The 17,977-nt window shown below is 59.9% G+C and carries 17 protein-coding genes; 11 read left to right on the plus strand and 6 right to left on the minus strand.

The genetic code is table 11. The annotated features are described in order from the left end of the window. Positions 1–9: 9 nt before the first annotated feature. The 3 genes from zwf to AB8B31_RS05040 all read right to left on the minus strand — a co-directional run bounded on the left by zwf (position 10) and on the right by AB8B31_RS05040 (position 3,768). Positions 10–1,527: a glucose-6-phosphate dehydrogenase gene (gene zwf, locus AB8B31_RS05030; RefSeq protein ID WP_018449431.1), complete on the minus strand. Its 1,518-nt coding sequence runs from the start codon at positions 1,525–1,527 to the stop codon at positions 10–12. Between the two features lie 112 nt (positions 1,528–1,639). Beyond that, positions 1,640–2,410, minus strand: a complete 771-nt coding sequence (gene tam / locus AB8B31_RS05035) for a trans-aconitate 2-methyltransferase (protein ID WP_439007375.1) — start codon at positions 2,408–2,410, stop codon at positions 1,640–1,642. An 83-nt stretch (positions 2,411–2,493) separates the two neighbouring features. Continuing rightward, a complete protein-coding gene (locus AB8B31_RS05040) occupies positions 2,494–3,768 on the minus strand; it encodes a hemolysin family protein (protein WP_018241201.1) in 1,275 nt (424 codons plus the stop codon). Positions 3,769–4,635: 867 nt separating this feature from the next. Between AB8B31_RS05040 and AB8B31_RS05045 the strand changes: the two genes are divergently transcribed. The 5 genes from AB8B31_RS05045 (at position 4,636) to AB8B31_RS05065 (ending at position 9,377) form a co-directional block, all read left to right on the plus strand. Continuing rightward, positions 4,636–7,014, plus strand: a complete 2,379-nt coding sequence (locus tag AB8B31_RS05045) for a methyl-accepting chemotaxis protein (RefSeq protein WP_439007376.1) — start codon at positions 4,636–4,638, stop codon at positions 7,012–7,014. A 157-nt stretch (positions 7,015–7,171) separates the two neighbouring features. Next, positions 7,172–7,735 carry an AAA family ATPase gene (locus tag AB8B31_RS05050; protein ID WP_439007377.1) on the plus strand — a complete coding sequence of 188 codons (564 nt, stop codon included), beginning with the start codon at positions 7,172–7,174 and terminating at the stop codon, positions 7,733–7,735. Beyond that, the gene (locus AB8B31_RS05055; protein WP_018449427.1) at positions 7,710–8,186 is read left to right on the plus strand and encodes a GNAT family N-acetyltransferase; all 477 of its coding nucleotides are present in this window, start codon (positions 7,710–7,712) and stop codon (positions 8,184–8,186) included. Before AB8B31_RS05050 ends, AB8B31_RS05055 begins: the two co-directional genes overlap by 26 nt. Before the next feature lie 67 nt (positions 8,187–8,253). Then, a complete protein-coding gene (locus AB8B31_RS05060) occupies positions 8,254–8,748 on the plus strand; it encodes an AAA family ATPase (RefSeq protein ID WP_439007378.1) in 495 nt (164 codons plus the stop codon). Positions 8,749–8,801: 53 nt separating this feature from the next. Beyond that, positions 8,802–9,377: a histidine phosphatase family protein gene (locus AB8B31_RS05065; RefSeq protein WP_439007379.1), complete on the plus strand. Its 576-nt coding sequence runs from the start codon at positions 8,802–8,804 to the stop codon at positions 9,375–9,377. Between the two features lie 250 nt (positions 9,378–9,627). On the opposite strand, the gene AB8B31_RS05070 is transcribed toward AB8B31_RS05065, so the two are convergent. Both AB8B31_RS05070 and AB8B31_RS05075 read right to left on the minus strand, forming a co-directional pair. After that, positions 9,628–10,077: a hypothetical protein gene (locus AB8B31_RS05070; RefSeq protein ID WP_028733820.1), complete on the minus strand. Its 450-nt coding sequence runs from the start codon at positions 10,075–10,077 to the stop codon at positions 9,628–9,630. A 126-nt stretch (positions 10,078–10,203) separates the two neighbouring features. Further along, positions 10,204–10,890, minus strand: coding sequence for a TetR/AcrR family transcriptional regulator (locus tag AB8B31_RS05075; protein ID WP_439007380.1), 687 nt, complete (start codon positions 10,888–10,890; stop codon positions 10,204–10,206). Between the two features lie 183 nt (positions 10,891–11,073). On the opposite strand from AB8B31_RS05075, the gene AB8B31_RS05080 reads away from it, so the two are divergent. From AB8B31_RS05080 to AB8B31_RS05100, 5 genes are all read left to right on the plus strand, one after another. Next, entirely contained in the window at positions 11,074–12,252 is a 1,179-nt protein-coding gene (locus AB8B31_RS05080) for a patatin-like phospholipase family protein (RefSeq protein ID WP_112906313.1), read from the plus strand. Between the two features lie 28 nt (positions 12,253–12,280). Next, on the plus strand, positions 12,281–13,039 hold the full coding sequence (locus AB8B31_RS05085; protein ID WP_439007381.1) for an acetoacetate decarboxylase: 759 nt from the start codon (positions 12,281–12,283) through the stop codon (positions 13,037–13,039). A 26-nt stretch (positions 13,040–13,065) separates the two neighbouring features. Next, positions 13,066–13,848: a 3-hydroxybutyrate dehydrogenase gene (locus tag AB8B31_RS05090; protein ID WP_128402272.1), complete on the plus strand. Its 783-nt coding sequence runs from the start codon at positions 13,066–13,068 to the stop codon at positions 13,846–13,848. Between the two features lie 136 nt (positions 13,849–13,984). Then, positions 13,985–14,878: a DUF2092 domain-containing protein gene (locus AB8B31_RS05095; RefSeq protein ID WP_439007382.1), complete on the plus strand. Its 894-nt coding sequence runs from the start codon at positions 13,985–13,987 to the stop codon at positions 14,876–14,878. Positions 14,879–15,261: 383 nt separating this feature from the next. Beyond that, on the plus strand, positions 15,262–15,996 hold the full coding sequence (locus AB8B31_RS05100; RefSeq protein WP_439007383.1) for a hypothetical protein: 735 nt from the start codon (positions 15,262–15,264) through the stop codon (positions 15,994–15,996). Between the two features lie 111 nt (positions 15,997–16,107). Here the strand turns inward: AB8B31_RS05100 and AB8B31_RS05105 are convergent, their stop codons facing one another. Beyond that, complete coding sequence (locus tag AB8B31_RS05105) at positions 16,108–16,791, minus strand: TetR/AcrR family transcriptional regulator (RefSeq protein WP_439007384.1); 684 nt, start codon at positions 16,789–16,791, stop codon at positions 16,108–16,110. Positions 16,792–16,911: 120 nt separating this feature from the next. On the opposite strand from AB8B31_RS05105, the gene AB8B31_RS05110 reads away from it, so the two are divergent. Continuing rightward, a complete protein-coding gene (locus tag AB8B31_RS05110) occupies positions 16,912–17,976 on the plus strand; it encodes an efflux RND transporter periplasmic adaptor subunit (protein ID WP_439007385.1) in 1,065 nt (354 codons plus the stop codon). Position 17,977 lies beyond the last annotated feature (1 nt).

Here is a 17,977-nt window from a genome sequence, read left to right on the forward strand (position 1 = left end):
GGGAGGGCGCTATTTGCCGTCCTTCTTGTCGTGATGCAGGATGACGCCGAGTTCATGCCACTGCCGCCTGTCGCGCTGGATCAGTTCGTCGGCTGAGGCCGGTCCCATGCTGCCCGGCGCGTAAGCGTCAGGCACGCTCTGATCCCCAGCCCAGATATCGAGGAAGGGCTGCACCGCCGCCCAGCCGGCCTCGATGCCGTCGGCGCGCTGGAACAGCGTCTGGTCGCCGATGAAGAGATCGTAGAGCAGCGATTCATAGCCGGTCGTCTTGGCTATATCGAATTTGTCGGCATAGCGGAAATCGAGCGAGACCGGCACGGTATCGACGGAAAGCCCCGGCGACTTGATCGAGATTTCCATGCTCATGCCCTCGTCCGGCTGTACCTGGATCACCAGCCGGTTCGGCGGCAGGCGGCTCTTGACATCGGTCTCGCGAAACTGTGCGAAGGGCACCGGCTGGAAGGTGATGACGATCTCGGTGTCGCGCGCCGTCAGCGCCTTGCCAGTTCTGAGATAGAAGGGCACGCCGGCCCAGCGCCAGGTATCGGCATAGAGCTTCAGCGCCACGAAAGTCTCAGTCCTGCTGTCGGGCGAAACGTCCCTGGTGTCGCGATAGGCGGGAAGCTGAGCCCCATTGAGCGGGCCTGCGCCATAGGCGCCGCGCACGCCGTGCGTCTTGGCCTCATCAGGCGTATAGATGCGCAGCGCCTTCAGCACCTTGCTTTTCTCGTTGCGGATTGCCTCGGCATCGAAGCTGTTCGGCGGCTCCATGGCGATCATCGCCAGCAGCTGGAAAAGATGGTTCGGCACCATGTCGCGCAGCGCACCTGTCGCATCGTAGAATTTGCCGCGGCTGCCGACATCGACGATCTCGGCGGCGGTGATCTGCACATGGTCGATGTAGCGGCTGTTCCACAAGGACTCGATCATCATGTTGGCGAAACGAGCCGTCATCAGGTTCTGCACCGTCTCCTTGCCGAGGAAATGGTCGAGCCGGTAGACTTGGCTTTCCCCGACCTGGGCGAGAATCTGCGCATTGAGCGCCTGCGCCGAGGCGAGATCGGTGCCGAACGGTTTTTCGATCGCGACACGGCGGAAGACGCCATTGCTTTCATCGGTCAGCCCATGCGCGGCGAGCTTCTCGACGATCGTCCCGAAGAAGGATGGCGGCACCGCGAGATAGAAGGCGGCATTGGCATTCGGCCCCAGCCGCTTGCCGATCTCGATGAAAATATCGTCCTTGGTGAAATCGCCTGACGTATAGGAAATACGCCGGCGCAGGCTTTCCCAGGCTTCGTCCTTTACCGTCGGCTCTTCGCCGCTCAGATGGTTGAGGAACTGGTCGAGCCGCCCGCGCAGGAATTCATCGTCACCCGGCTCGATGCCGATGCCGAGAATGTGGAGATCGTCGCCGACGAGGCGGCTGCGCGTTAGATTGATGATCGCCGGCACCAGTAGGCGGCGCGTCAGGTCTCCCGTGGCGCCGAAGATGACGAGGGTGACCGGCGGGGTTGGGGCAGCGTCCATGTGTCATCTCCTTGCAATTTGCGGCCGACTATAATGCGTACCGGTTTCGCCGCAACATAGGCGGCGAGGGGTAACAGGCATTTGACAACATCTGACGTGCGCCCGAGGTCGGTTACGCTTTGACCGCCACCATGAAAATCCTCGGAAACCTCAGCAGCACCCGCCCATCCGACATCTTGGGATAGGCCTTTTCCACCCGCTGGAGGTAATCCGCCAGGAATGCCTCGCGATGCTCTTCGCCGGCATGGGCGAGATAGGGCATCAGCCCGGTTCCCTTCACCCATTCGACGATATCAGCCGCATCCGCCATCGGGTGATTGTAGATGGTGTGCCAGATATCGACGCGCGAGGATTTGGCGATCAGCCGGCTGTAGTAAGTGGACGGCGGCGGCAGCCCCTTGCGGCGCACGGTCTTCGCTTCGAAGGCGGATTTCCACGGTCCGGCATGCGCCGTCTCCTCCATCGCCAGGTGCGAGGGTTCGCCGAGATTGTCGGGCATCTGCACCGCAAGCACGCCGCCTTCGGAAAGCCCGTCCATCAGCCGGTCGAAAATATCGAGATGATCGGGCAGCCATTGGAAGACGGCATTGGCAAACAAAAGGTCTGCGGGTTCGTCCGCCTGCCAGCGAGTGAGATCGGCTTCGACGAAGGCAGTGTCCGGAAGTCGCTTGCGCGCTGCCTCCAGCATGTTCATGTCGCTGTCGACGCCGGAGACGCCGGCCGCCCCGTAGCGCTCGATGATCAGTTCTGTCGAATTGCCCGGTCCGCAGCCGAGATCGATGGCGTGGCGAAGGCTTTGCAGCGGCACCTGTGCCAACAGGTCACGCGCCGGTCGCGTGCGCTCATCCTCGAATTTCACATATTGGTTGGCGGACCATGCCATGGCGTTCACTCCTGCTGTCAGGCCACATCTTCCATGTGGCGGATGCGGATCTTTGATGTTGCTGCCGTCGAGCGTGCCGACCTTCAATCCGCAGACACAAGTATTTTGTCGACGCGCCTCCCGTCGAGATCGACGACTTCGAAGCGCCATCCATCTCGCGTGAAGCTCTCACCCAATTCCGGCAGATGTTTCAACTCTTCCAACACCAGGCCAGCCACAGTCTGATATTCCAAATCGTCATCGAGCTTGAGATTTAAGAACTCAGCGAATTCGTCAATCGGCGTCCAGCCGGACACGAGGTAAGAACCGTCGTCTCGGCGAGCGATGGCTTGCTCATCGATAGGTCCCTCCTGGAGAGCTCCCATGATCGCTTCCAAAATGTCACCTGACGAAACAACTCCCTCGAAATGACCGTACTCGTCAAAAACCAGCACCATGTGGACGGGCGATTTCCTGATTGCTTCAATCACATTGATGGCGGTTGAAAGGTCTGAAACCACCGGGACGTCTTGCGTCAGAGCCTTGATGTCGACACTGCCGTGTTCGGACATCGAGTCGTAGAAGTCCTTGACCGGAAGGATGCCGATCACCTCGTCCGAACTGCCTTTCCGAACGGGCAACCGAGACCGTTTCGTCCGGTGCAACTGGGTTCGAATTTCATCAAGGCTGTCGTCAATATCAATAATTTCGACGTCCCGTCGGGGCGTCATAAGCGCTCGGGCGGTGCGGTCCGCCAGTCGCATAACGCCTGATATCATCGCGGACTCTTCGCTTTCGATCACGCCAGCCGACTGCGCCTCGGCCAGAACAGTTTTGATCTCTGCGTCAGAGACATTGTCGCCACCTTTTCCTGATTGGCCCAAAAGCTTAAGCACAAGATTTCCGGAGGCGTTTAGAAGCCACACGAGTGGCAGCGCGATTTTTGAAAGTACCGCCATAGCCGGGGCGACCTTGGCCGCAACCGCTTCGGGTTCTCGCAATGCGATCTGCTTTGGAACAAGTTCGCCGATGATCAACGAAAGATAGGTGATTGCCACAACGACTGAACCTACACCAATGGCATCGGCGGCCGTCGATGACAGCCCCTGGGCTTCCAGCCATCCGCTCAGGCGGCCGCCGAGCGTGGCACCTGAGAAAGCGCCGGAGAGAACGCCGACCAGCGTGATGCCGATCTGAACCGTAGAGAGAAAGCGACCGGGGTTTTCGGCAAGTTTGATTGCCTGAGCTGCACCTTTGCTCCCATTGTCAGAGAGAACCTTTAGGCGGGCTGTTCGAGAAGACACAACAGCCAACTCCGACATGGCGAGCACACCATTTACGATGGTGAGAAACGCCACAATTCCAATTTCCAGAAACACAGGGACCCTATTCGTTGAGGTTTTAATGCCGCATGGATCAGGCGACGCGGCAAGGCGTTCGAAGTGACGCTATATCAGCATCGCCCATCGTCTTTCCATCATCGTGTTAACATCAGTACAGGTTCCATCAGTCCTCAGATTTCCTTGAGGTGGCAAGCCCGACCCAGCCGGAACGGTTGGAAATCCAGTCGGCCTGCAACGGCCCCGTCATTCGCGATGGTCTGGAACGCTCTCTGCTGGAACCTGATATGCCTGAGGCGAGGCGGATGTCATCGCACCGCCTACAGTGGTCGCCAGCTTCTTCGGCCGGGAGATCCCGGTTGGAGCGGGCGGAGCTTGTACTGGATGGGTCGCTGTCAGGCATGGCGCAATTTTGGCGGTGAAACGCTTTCGGCGCAAGAGGCGTCGGGCGAAAATCCTTATAGCGTCTTGATGTGACAGTTTTGAAAAGGACAGTAGCACCTCGTTCTGATTGAGGATTTCGGCGGATTTTCCGCGCTTCTGCAACGAGCGCTTTACAATGATCGAGCTATTGGCAGATGGAATTTTTAGGGTGTAGCAGCGGCACTGCGGCGCGTCCCATGAGCTGGAATAGCGATCCGGCAAAGAGGTGGTGCCAAGGACAAAATTATGCATAAATTCAAAGCGCTACAGCATTGTTTGCACGTCTGAAAAGACGCGCGGCGCTAGAGCCCATGACAAATCAAGGTGAGCCCGTGAACAGCTGCCCAACTCATAAGTAAAGCTGGCGCAATACACCGTAAATTAACAGCCTCTTCGTATTTTCTTCAAATTGCGAACGATTTCCGCGACGTGCAGCCACGTCCCGGCTCGATCGACGACATGCCCGCTCGAGGAGGTACGCGCATGCAGTTCAAATCGGCTACCGGACGCAACATTTTTTCCGTGGCGGCCTGCGGTGTCGTCGCGACAATCGCGGCATCGGGCGTTCTTTTTTACATCGCCTATAACGATATGCGCAAATCGAGCCTCGATCAGATGCTCCAGATCGCTGCCACCAACGCGCTCAACGTCGAGAAATCCATGAGCGTGGCGCTCGGCATCGTCAATGCGTTGGAGACGTCGCTGTCGACGATGAAGGAAAGCGGAAACGCCAGTCGTGCGACCGCCGACGACCTGCTGAAGAACATGCTGCAGGATAATCCGATGGCGCTCGGTGTTTGGACCGGCTGGGAACCGAATGCCTTCGACGGCAAGGACAAGGATTTCGTCGGCAAGGAAGGCCACGACACCACCGGCCGCTACGTGCCCTATTGGGTGCGCAGTGGCGACAAGATCCAGCACACGCCGTTGGTCGATTATGGCGTGTCGGGCGCCGGCGACTACTACCAGCTTCCCTTTACCCAGAAAAAGACCGTCGTCATCGAACCCTATGTCTACGCGGTCGACGGCAAGGATGTGCTGATGACCTCGGTCGCCAAGCCGATCATGGTCGATGGCAAGGCGCTTGGCGTTGCCGGCATGGACATTTCGCTCGACGACGCCAACAAGGCGATCTCCGCAGTCCACCCGATGGAGACCGGCTATCTCAGCCTGGTGACGGGTGCCGGCAGCATCATCAGCCATCCCTCCGCTGCGCTCGCAGGCAAAAATATCAAGGACGGCGGTGATCTCACCGCCGGCTGGGATCAGTTGATCGCCAAGCCCGGCGTCGAGCAGGAGATCGCGCCGGACGGTCAGAGCTATTTCTCGGTCGCCTATCCGGTAAAGCTCACGAATGACCTCAACTGGTACGCCATTGTTTCGGTGCCCAAATCCACCGTCTTTGCCCAACTCAATAACATGGCCTGGAGCGCCGTTGCGATCACCGCTATCGCTGCACTCCTGCTCGGTTTCGCCGGCTGGCTCATTGCCCGCAAATTCGTCCGCCGCATAGAGGGCGTGATTGCCGAGACCGATCGTATCGCCCATGGCCAGCTGGACGTGCAATTGAACGACAAGAATGCCAAGGACGAAATCGGCGACCTCTCACGCTCCCTCGCCATCCTGCTGGAAAGCAATCGCCACAAGATCAGGCTCGAAGCCGATGCGGAAAGCTCCCGGTCCCGCGAAGAGATCGAACGACAGGAACGTTCCGTCCTCCATGCCGCCCGTGAGGATTCGATCAAGTTCGCGGTGAGCGAACTCGGCAACGGACTGGCCAGCCTCTCCAACGGAGATATGACCATCCGGCTGGAAAAGCCATTTACCGACTCCCTTGACGAAATCCGCGTCGATTTCAATGCGTCTGTCGAAAAGCTCCAGGCAGCCCTGATTTCCTTCTCCGAAAACGCTGCCGTCATTCAGGCCGGTTCCGAAGAAATCCGCTCGGGCGCCGACGATCTCGCCCGCCGCACCGAACAGCAGGCCGCTTCCGTCGAGGAGACCGCCGCTGCGCTGGAGCAGATCACCACCTCGGTCAAGGACTCCACCCTTCGCGCCGAGGAGGCGGGAACGCTCGTCAGCCGCACCAAGGATGGTGCGGAAAAGTCCGGAGAGATCGTGCGCAATGCCGTTGACGCCATGACCGGCATCGAGCAATCCTCGCAGTCGATCTCCAACATTATCGGCGTGATCGACGATATTGCCTTCCAGACGAATCTGCTGGCCCTCAATGCAGGTGTTGAAGCAGCGCGTGCGGGGGAGGCCGGCAAGGGCTTCGCCGTCGTCGCACAGGAAGTGCGTGAACTCGCGCAGCGCTCGGCCACCGCCGCCAAGGAGATCAAGGCGCTGATCACCTCGTCCGGCGACCAGGTCAAGCGTGGCGTCGATCTCGTCGGCCAGACCGGCAAGGCGCTGCAGGCGATCGTTGCCGAAGTCCAGCAGATCAACAGCAATGTCCAGGCGGTCGTCCAAGCCGCCCGTGAACAGTCGACGGGTCTCCTGGAGATCAACACGGCGGTCAACCAGATGGACCAGTCGACCCAGAAAAACGCCGCGATGGTCGAGGAATCGAACGCCGCTTCGCACACGCTGGTGACGGAGGTGTCTGCCCTCTCGGAGCGTCTGGCGCAGTTCAATCTCGGCCAGGTGGCCAAGGCGGCCCCCGCCGCCCGGGCGGCTGCCAAGCCGGTGGCACGCCCGGTCGGGGCGATGCTTTCGATGCGCAGACCGGTTCCCGCCTCGGCCACCGACCATGCCAGGCCCGCTCCGTCACCGGCCCGTGCACTCGGCGGCAAGCTCGCAGCCGCCTTCGGCACGTCGGCTGCACCAGCTTCGACCGAGGGCAACTGGGAAGAGTTCTAGACACTCCACACGCGTCCTCGAAGGCGGCAAGCATTGTTTTTCCTCAAGCGGACACAACTGCGAGGATGGCGCGCGCTCAATTTTGATTTGAAAGCATTCAATATCTCGCGCTAAGGTCACACAAACCAGCATCAGCGCAAAGTCCTCGGAGTTGCCGATGACGTTTCCCAATCCCTCGGCCACATTTGACCGCATGCTCATCATGGGCAATGGCGGCGCGGGTAAATCATGGCTCGCCCGTCGTGTTGGTGAGCAGCTTCACCATCCGGTTGTCCACCTTGATGACATGCATTGGGAGCCGGGGCGCTACGGCATCGATCGCGACAGAGCGTTGCGGGACGAGATGGTCAAGGCGGCGGCCGAAGGTAATGCTTGGGTCATGGAGGGCGTTTACGGGCAGTTGGCGAACATCGTCCTCAACCGCACGACGATCCTGGTCTGGATTGATTTGCCGGAGGAAGAATGCATCGCCAACATCAAGCTTCGAGGCATCCAAGGCGGCGAGACCGAAACGCAATTCGATGGCCTTTTGAAGTGGGTGGCCGAATACAGGAGTAGAACGAACAACTGGAATTCATGGGAGACGCACGCACGATTGTTCTCGGTCTTTACCCGTCCGAAGTTCCTGTTATCGAGCCGTGAGGCAGTCACCGATTTTGCCGACAGATTGTCCACCAGCATCGACGAGGCCGCCGATGAAAGAGCCCAGATTTCCGAATGACGAGGGCGAAGACGCCTGGATGGTCGTCCAGGTGTTTGCGGATGAACACTGGAATGCCTACCACGACATCCGCCGCGCCGTCCTCTTCGAGGCCCGCGGGTTGATTGGCTATGATGCGAACCATCCCGATGATCGAAGAGATGGACATTTCCCTTTGCTGCTTCTGCTTGAAAACACTCCGGTCGGTGCGGCTCGTCTTGACCTGATGAGCGAGCAGACAGCATGTGTGCGGACGGTCGCAATCAGGGCGGAACGCCAGGGAAAGGGGTACGGCCGGATGCTCATGGCAGGCCTCGAAAAATTCGCATCACAACACCGGGTCAAGAGATTGCTTGTGAATGCGGCGCGAGACGCCGTGGGGTTTTACGAAGCGCTCGGATGGGCTGTCATTGAGGCCGGTGGTGAAAACCCGGTGCTGACAAAGGAATTGCGAACCAGGCCTCAATGGTGAAGTATTGCGCTGACCGCGAGCTGCTCTGACGTTCTCGTGGAGCCTCTCCAAAAACGACGAGGTCACGATGCTCATTATCTTCGGTGGTCTGCCTGGCAGTGGAAAGACGACGATTGCCCGCGCTTTGGCTGAGCGGTTGAATGCGGTCCATGTGCGCGTTGATACCATCGAGCAAGCAATCCGTGCCTCCGGAATTGCCGATGATGCCGGGCCTGCAGGCTATATTGTGGCTTACGGTATTGCCGGAGACAATCTGACCCTTGGCAGGACTGTTATTGCCGACTCCGTCAACCCGCTTCGGATAACCAGGTCAGCGTGGCTTTCGGTCGCGCAAGCCGCTGGGGTGACGGCGGCGGAGGTCGAGGTCGTTTGCTCGGACAAAGCCGAGCATCGCAACCGTGTTGAAACGCGCCTCACCGACGTCGAAGGCCTGGTGAAGCCGACATGGCAAGCGACTTGCGAAAGAGCCTATGACGAATGGCCCGATGCAGTCGTCATCGATACCGCTTCGAAAACGGTGGAAGCGGCTGTTGATGAACTGATCGACCGACTTGGCGACTGAGAAGGAAATTACACCAACCTGCCACCAATCAACGACGAACCGGTATCGAAACCATGGAATCTCGGATCGTTCTCGTTCGTCACAGTCTCCCTTCCATTGAAGGAGATACACCGTCTATCGACTGGAACCTAAGTGCACCGGGTAAGGCAGCCGCGATCGAGTTGGCAAAATACCTCTCCGGATTCCGCGTAAAGGAAATACGCAGCAGTCCTGAAAAGAAAGCGCATCAAACCGCTGCCTTGATTGCTGATCGTCTGGCTCTTCCCGTTTGTCTTGATTCTGACTTGCGGGAACACGACCGATCCAAGGTAGGATATATTGCGCGAACTGATTTTGAAGCAGGCATCACCAGACTGTTGGAGCATCCTCACCAGCTCACATTTGGCGACGAAAGCGCAGATGCGGTTTTCAATAGAATGGACCAAGCCGTGGCCCGAGCGAGAAAAGCCCGACCGAGTGGCGACTTAATGATCGTAACACATGGCACCGCCATGTCGATCTACGCCGCTCGGGTTCTCAGGGTCGATCCGCTGGCGTTCTGGCGAAGTCTTTCCATGCCGACTGCCGTAGTGCTGGACGGGAACGAAATGAAGATTATCGATGTACCGGACACTCCGGCGGACCGATGACCGATTAGGCAACCTCCCAAACATAGCTTCCGTCCGCGTTGCTTGCGCTCCACTAAGCGGCGAGGATGGTGATCCCGTAACCATTAGTCGCGCGCGTTCGAGATGATTGACACTAGACGAAAACTGCGCTCGTAGTGGCGCCTGATCGCCGGCGACGTCGAGGTGTGGCCGCGGCCGCGCGTCTTCCTTCACTTGGCTGGCTTGCGCGAACGTGGCTGACTGTAGCTTTGCTGGTGATTTCCGTAAAATCCTACCGTCTGGTAGCCAGGCGTCCTGTCGCCAATTCGGCCCGGCAAGCCTCACCAAAATCGAGGAGAAAGTTCATCGCGCCGGAACGGGCAAGATCGCGGATTTCAGAGAGCGAGCGATTGGGCGTCAAATAGGTTTCGACGATCCTTGCCATCGCCAGTTCGGCTGCGTCCACGACCGAACGGGATGAAATCAGACGCATCTGAGCGACCAGTGCATAAAGCAGCACGAGATCGGAAACGTCGTCCTTCTGGTGGCTTAGTGCGTCACCGTAAAGCCGCGTGGCTTCGGCGATGAAATCCGAAAACAGCTTTTCGCGCTTGGCAATCTCGACCTCGCGTTGTTTTTCCTTCACCTGTGATCGATGCGTCATCCACGTGCTGGCAAATGAGGTCAGGCTGCCAATCGCGATGCCGGCGAGACCCATCAGAGCAGAGATGTATGCGTCCATGAGATTCTCCTCTCGGAACGAGCCGCGCGCGACACGTAAATAACAGGGCGGATCGCCGACCAGCCCCAATGCCCAGGCGTGCTGGTCAAAAATTCAAAGGTTTACCAGCGCGAGGCTTGGGAGGTTCTACTCTGCAAGCGGAGGCCCCACCCACACGCCGACTGGTATTTCCGGGATACAATTCGCCAATCCGTCGAGCATGCCTTGCAACACGCCCGCGCTCAGCTCCTCAATCTTGCCGCTGGGGCCGACGAGGCTGTCTACCAGCAGCAAGGTAAGTCCATGCATTTGCGACCAGAATATTAGAATGGCACCATCGATCGTACGCGTGTTTGCCGCGGTGTTGGGAATGAGGCGCCCAAGAGCGCCGTCGCATATCGCCTCTACCACAACGGCTTTCATGCTGTAGGCCGCAGTTCTCTCGATCGCAGGGCGCCCATTGTCCTGGCCACCAAGGTAGCCGCCGAACATTAATCTGTAGAGCGCTGGATTGTTGACGCCGCCGCAAACGTAAGCGCGCGCTATAGCTGCCAGCCGCTCGCGCGGACTGTCGAGTTCCTTCGTCGCATCGGCCATCCGCTTCGCAAGGAGCTCAAATCCGACTGCCGAGACGGCGGCCAGCAATTCGCGCTTGTCGGCGAAGTGTTTGTAGGGGGCGTTGTGACTGACGCCCGCTCGTCGGGCGAGCTCCCGAAGCGAAAATTCCGTGCTCTGGGATTCGCTGAGGACATCCAGTGCAGCCTCTACGATCGCCCTGTGCAGGTCGCCATGATGATACGGGCGCTGCTCTGTGGTGGAAATATCTTTGGTCATATTCGTCCATTAGGTTTTTAAGTTGCTCGTGTCAACATTTTTGATTGTGCGATGTTGACATTGTCTACTCTCATCTTTAAGTGGGCGTTGTCAACATGTGGCGTGCCCGTTCCGCCTACTATTTCGGCGCAATACGAGCACGCGATCGGCGCCTACGGACGCTACAACAAAAAAGGTACATTGATGGCCGCTCAACATCCCGTCATAAACAAGAGGCACCGCATAGCGGAGCGTCCGCCATTCGAGCGTATCGCGCTGTTGTTGCAAGGCGGGGGGGCGCTCGGCTCATATCAGGCCGGCGTCTATCAAGCACTGGCCGAAGCCGGTCTGCATCCTGACTGGGTCGCCGGCATCTCCATCGGTGCCATCAACAGCGCTCTGATCGCCGGCAATCCGCCTGAAAGACGAGTGGAGGCGCTCAGGAGCTTCTGGGAGACGGTAACCGCCCCGGCTCACGGGTTTCCCACTCTGTTTTCGGCAATGCTAGGGGCGATGGGGCTCCAGGGTGATTTCGCGCGTGGCCTGCTCAATCAGGCACATGCCTTCGCCACCCTTATGGACGGCGCCGCGGGCTTCTTCAGGCCCCGTCCGGTGCCACCTTTCTTTTCATCCGCCGGCAGCATCGAGGCGGAAAGCTTCTACGACGTCGCACCGCTGAAGGCGACGCTGGAACGGCTGGTGGACTTCGACCGCATCAATACAGGGGCCATGCGTTTCAGCGTCGGCGCCGTCAACGTACGCACCGGCAACTTCGAGTATTTCGATACCACGACCCACGATATCCGCCCCGAACATATCATGGCGAGCGGCTCCCTGCCGCCTGGCTTCCCGGCGACGAGGATCGACGGCGAGTGTTACTGGGACGGCGGCCTCATATCGAACACGCCGCTGCAATGGGTCCTCGATAACGCGCCGCGCCAGGACACCCTGGCCTTTCAAGTCGATCTCTGGAGCGCGAGTGGCGAGTTCCCGCGTGACCTTCTCGGAATCGAACTGCGGCAGAAGGATATCCGCTTCTCGAGCCGCACGCGCGCGGCGACCGACCATTTCAAGACGCAGCAGCGGCTGCGCCGCGCACTCGGCCATCTGGTCGAACTCGTCCCGCAGGACGCTCTGCTGCAAGCCGATCCGGAGATCAAGCTGCTCGTCGATCAGGCCGACGAGAAGGTCTACAACATCGTCCAACTCATATATCGCGCCAAGAAATACGAAGCGAGCTCCAAGGATTACGAGTTCTCCCGGCTGACGATGGAGGAGCACTGGGCCTCCGGCTACAACGACGCCCTTCAAACATTGCGCCACCCCGAGGTGCTGCAGCGGCCCGGCACGCCGGACGGCGTCGCCATTTTCGACTTCGATTGAGATTTCACCCAAAGAGAAGAGCACGACCATGAAGATCGCCGCAGTCCGCGAAAATGCCTTCGCGATGCCGCTCAACAATCCGGCCTATCCGAGGCCACCCTACAAGTTCTACAACCGCGAATTTGTCGTCATCAACTACCGGACCAATCCGGAGGCCCTGCGCGCCGTCGTGCCGGAGCCGCTGGAAGTGATCGGCGACACCGTCGCCTATGAATTCATCCGCATGCCGGATTCGACCGGCTTCGGGGACTATACGGAAACCGGGCAGGTCATTCCGGTGCGCTTCACGACGCCATCGGGCAAGGTGCAGGAAGGCAGCTACGTGCATGCCATGTACCTTGACGACAGCTCTCCGATCGCCGGCGGCCGTGAGATCTGGGGCTTTCCGAAGAAGCTGGCAACGCCGAAACTGTCGCACGAGCAGGAGACGCTCGTCGGAACGCTGCACTATGGCTCGGTTCTCTGCGTGAGGGCGACCATGGGCTACAAGCATCGCGAGTTCCCGCTGGAGCCGCTGGCCAAGGCAATGGCGAAGCCCGCCTTCATGTTGAAGATCATCCCGCACGTCGACGGTTCGCCCCGGATTTGCGAACTCGTGCGCTACTATCTCGAGGATGTGACCCTGAAGGGCGCATGGGCCGGCCCGGCAGCCCTGCAATTGTTTGAACACGCGATGTGCGATGTCGCGCGGCTGCCCGTGCGGGAGGTCACGTCGGCCAGCCATTATATCGCCGACCTGACGCTCGGCCTCGGCGAGGTCGTGTTCGACTACCTCCAAAACGACTGATCTCCCGCAACTGAAAGGAACTATCCATGTCTCGATTTGATGGAAGAGTGGCGATTGTCACCGGAGCCGCGAGCGGCATCGGCAAGGAGATCGCGCTTCGCTTCGCTGCCGAAGGCGGCATTCCCGTGATCGCCGACCTCAATCTTGACGCCGCGAACGCAACGGCCGCCGAGGTCAAAAGCAAGGGCGGCGATGCATTCGCGGTGGCGATGAACGTCGCCGACGAAGAGCAGGTGGAAAAGGCCGTTGTCGAGGTGATCGCCAGGTTCGGCAAGATCGACGTGCTGGTCAGCAATGCTGGCATCCAGATCGTCAAGCCGCTGGTCGACTTTCCCTTTGCCGACTGGAGAAAGCTGCTTTCGATCCATCTCGACGGCGCCTTTCTGACCACTCGCGCGTGCCTCAAGCACATGTATGCCGCCAATTATGGCCGGGTGATCTACATGGGTTCCGTGCACTCCAAGGAAGCCTCGAAGCTGAAGGGGCCCTATGTCACGGCCAAGCACGGACTGATCGGACTGGCCAAGGTACTGGCAAAGGAGGGAGCCGAGCACAACGTCACGGCCAACGTCGTCTGTCCCGGCTTCGTGCGCACGCCGCTCGTCGACAAACAGATCCCGGAGCAGGCACGGGAGCTCGGCATCAGCGAGGAGCAGGTGGTCAAGACGGTGATGCTCAAGGATACGGTCGACGGCGAGTTTACCAGCACCGATGATGTGGCCGACGCTGTTCTCTATTTCGCGGCGGCCAAGTCCAATGCCGTGACGGGTCAGTCGCTGGTCGTGAGCCACGGCTGGTTCATGCAGTAGGATCGATTGCGGACAGACGGACGACACCCTTTGCGGCGCCGTGCGACAGAAACGCTCCAACACCCCGGACCAACTCTACCTCGCGACGAGCCGCAGTAGGCTCGCGCTATCTGGATTAGTATCAAAGGAAATGAACATGGAAGTCTGTAATGGTTTGCGGCGGGCCCTCGCGAAGGCCCGGCGACCTTCGGTGGCAACGAACCGCTCTGTCGACGGCGTAAGCGTGCGTGGAGTGACTGCGATACTGCGGAATGTCGGGCAGACTGCCGCGTTCGGCATTCTTGTGGGATTCGCCACACTGCCGACAGCCCGCGCGGATGAACCGACACCTCCGTTCAAGCCAGCGATCAGCGACGAGGCCGCGACCGCCGTTTCGCAGATGGGAAAGACGCTGCACGCCAGGGACCTGTCGGTCACGGCAAGAACGATCAGCGTCTATCTGGACGAATTCGGACAACCGCTTCACATCTTCCATACGATCAAAATCGCCGCCCGCCGGCCCGATCGGATCGCCGTCGAGTTTATCGGCGATGACGGCAGACACGATCTCTTCTACGACGGCAAGGCGGCCTCGGTCTTCTTTCCCGACAGAAAGAAATACATGACGATCCCCGCGTCGGGCGACATATCGTCCGCGCTCGACGAGATCGCAGACAAGCTGGACCTCGATTTTCCGCTCGGCGTCCTTTTTGCGGGCTCTCCAGACGAAGTGCTGCTGGGCGATGCCATGGCGGCCGAGCAGGTGGGCATGGCTACCATCGACGGGGTCGAGTGCCGGCATCTGCTTTTCTCACAGAAGTCCGGCATCGATGTGGAATTGTGGCTCGAGAAGAATGACGCGGCGACGCCGCATCGCTTGGTCGTCACCTACCCGTTGCTGCAGGGCCAACCAAGCTTTGTTGCCGAATTCACCAGTTGGACGACCGAGCCCCCTCTGTCCGACTCCGAATTCACCTTTGAACCTCCTGCTGATGTGAAAAAGATCGACCCGACACCAGCCGTCGCGTCGGGAACCGAGGGGAGGAAGTGATGAACCATCTCAAGCGCACCTGCCTTGCTTTTCTCGCTTTAACGGCCATCACATCGGACGTTGCCTTCGGTCAGTTTGCGCCGCCCCCTGGCGGCCCGCCGTCCCTGCCGTCTGGAGGGCCACCGCATTTCCCGTCGGGCGGGCCAAGCGGGGGCCCACGTCCGCAGATAGGCCGCACTCCGCGTCCACCAATGGCGAACCACCGTCGGCCGCCGGTGAGCGCTCAGAACCGCCCTCCGGCGAACCCACGTACTCTTATGCCAGGTGTCGGCGGCGCAAAGGGGCGATTGGCGGAAGGGCCTGGCCGCGGGGGGAGTAACGCGTCTGGAAATATCCGCAACACGCTGAACTCGGGCGGTAACATCAACGGGAACCGCACCTTCATGAACTCCGGCGGCAACATCGCCGCAAAGGACTCGGGCAATGTCACCGTCAACAATTCCGGCGATGTCAAAGTCTCCGGCAACGGCAACGGATACTTTGGCCGTGGATACTATGGTCGTGGAGACCACGGCGTCGGCGACTACGGTGACGGAGAGTATGGCGGTGGGGATTATGGTCGTGGATACTATCGCCGCGGAGCATATGTTCTGGGCGGGTATGCGGCAGGCGTCGTCACCGGTGCGGCAGCCGCCTCCAGCACCGGCGGAACGACATATTCTTCCGACGGATACCAGTCTGGATCCGCTGCAGGTTCCTCTGGCACAGCGTCCTCGGGTTCGTCCCACCGCACCTCTTCGGGTTCTGCCGACGCGTCGTCGTCGGGTTCGTCCCAGGCGGGCTCTTCAGGTTCGTCTCACGCCAGGTCTTCAGGCTCATCTGGCGGGGAATATGCGAGCTCTTCCGATCAGAGCCGCTCCGACCGGCCCGTTGGCAGCGGAGAGGGCGGGTCGAACCAGAGCGGCGGCAATGGCAGGTCCCAGTCTGTCAATCCGCTGATTGCCGGCCTGTTTGAGAGCCTGCCACCGGAGGGCACGGCATGGTCATCGGAGGATGCGGTCGGTTGGCTTCAGGCTGCGGCCGCCAATCTACGGATCGTCTATAAGATCCAGGGAAACATCACGGTCACGGGCGAAGTCCCGCCGTCGGATGACAATCGCGTTCCTAGCGGCAATTAGATTCAGCTCAGCGTGGGAAGAGGCAAAGGCCGGATACGTCGCACGACGTATCCGGCCTTTGCCAGCATCGAAAGTTGCACAGCTCCGTCCGCCCTGACGCACCTCGCCAAATCAGGCCATTCGTTTCGAACGCCGCAGAAGCCCGTTCATAACGAGGTTAAGGTGCGCCTCCATAAGCGCCCTGCCGTCGATCGGCTTTCGATCGGCAAGCATGAGATGCCAGACGGCAATCTGAAAAATCGAACTCGCGAGCACGTCAGGCGTATCGGTGGCCGTATCATGTCTCAACTCTCCCGATTTCACGCCTTCCTCGACCAAGGCCGTGAGGGCTGCAAGCGTCGGTGCGATGAATAGCTCATGACGGCAATCGACCATTTCGGGAAGACGAGTTCCTTCGGCGACGGACAAGCGCAGGAGTTCTCTCGTCTTTCGGTCGTTGGCCGTATTTTCATAAGCGATAAGCAGTAGGTCGCGGATCCTATCGGCGCAGGATCCCCGAAGGCTGCCGATGGCGGTCGACAGGTCTGCGGATGACGTCGACGCGTGACGAAACATCTCCTGGAAAAGAACATCCTTGGTCGGGAAATAGAGGTAGACCGTTCCCTTTGTTATCCGCAGTCGGGTTGCGACATCTTCAACTCGCGTTGCCGCATAACCTTTTGCCGCAAACTCCTCGAACGCGGCCTCCAGTATTTCATGGGGACGCCGCGCCTTCCGTTCCGCCCGCGATGTTTTTTTAACAACTCGTTCCATCATCCAATTGGAATTATTCGGCTGTCCGGCGGCTAACCGCATCTGCTTCACCCATGCCCATGTTGCGTGTGTCAACATTTTCTGACGGAGATGTTGACATCGTCTACTTTAGCTATTAAGTGGGCGTTGTCAACATCGGGCGATGGCCTGTTAGGAGCAAAAATGCAGTCCTTTCGATTGCTGGGAATTGGTCTCGCCTGCGCAGTCCTGGCTGCCTGCGAAGAGAAAGCTGAAGTTGCGCCGCCGCAGCAGCAAGTCCGCGTCGTCGCGGCAGCCGAGGCTCAGTATCAGCCGGGTGCGGAAATCACCGGCGAGGTGAAGGCGAGGGTCCAGACCGAACTCTCCTTTCGCGTCAGCGGCCGGGTTCTTGAGAGAAGGGTCGACGTCGGATCGCATGTCCACGCCGGCGACGTCCTCGCCCGGCTCAACGACACGGAACAGCAGGCGGACGTCAGCGTCGCCCGTGCCGCGCTGGCGTCGGCGCAGGCCGTCGTTGCGCAGAAGACGCTCGCCTTCGACCGGGCGAAGTCACTCCTGCAGTCGCAGGCCGTTCCGAGGGCGGTCTTTGATGATGCCCAGAAGGAGCTGCTGAGCGCACAGGCTTCCCTCGAGGCCGCCGAGGCCGCGCTCGCGACGGCAGAGGACGCTCTGTCCTATACCGAGCTGAAGGCCGCCGCGGACGGCATCATCACGGCGCGCAGCATCGAAGCCGGGCAGGTGGTGTCAGCAGCGCAGTCGGCCTTCACGCTCGCCCATGACGGGCCACGAGACGCAGTGTTCGACGTCTTCGAGGCGTTCTTTCTGGATGGCCGGCCGCTGAACGACGTCGAGGTCGCACCGGTCTCCGATCTTGCGAGCGACGTCCACGCCAGCATTCGCGAGGTCTCTCCCGTCATAGACGCGAAGGCAGGCACGATCCGGATCAAGGTGGGGCTCCAGGACGGCGCGCCATGGCCGCTCGGAACGCCTGTCGTGGGCAAGCTGCGCGCCTCGCCGCGCGACGGAATCGTGCTGCCCTATACCGCGATCGCATCAGCCGGGGGCGAACCTGCCGTGTGGCTCGTCAACACTCAAAACCAATCCGTTTCGCTCCGTAAGATCTCGGTCGACCGATATCGCCAAAGCGATTTCGTCGTCACCGGCGGCGTCGCCGCACAAGACCTGATCGTCACCGAAGGCGGAAAGTTCCTCAAGGAAGGCCAGGCCGTCGCCTGGGAAGGCAAGTGAG

The sequence above is a fragment of the Rhizobium sp. 62_C5_N11_2 genome, from assembly GCF_051811185.1.
Lineage (GTDB): Bacteria > Pseudomonadota > Alphaproteobacteria > Rhizobiales > Rhizobiaceae > Rhizobium > Rhizobium leguminosarum.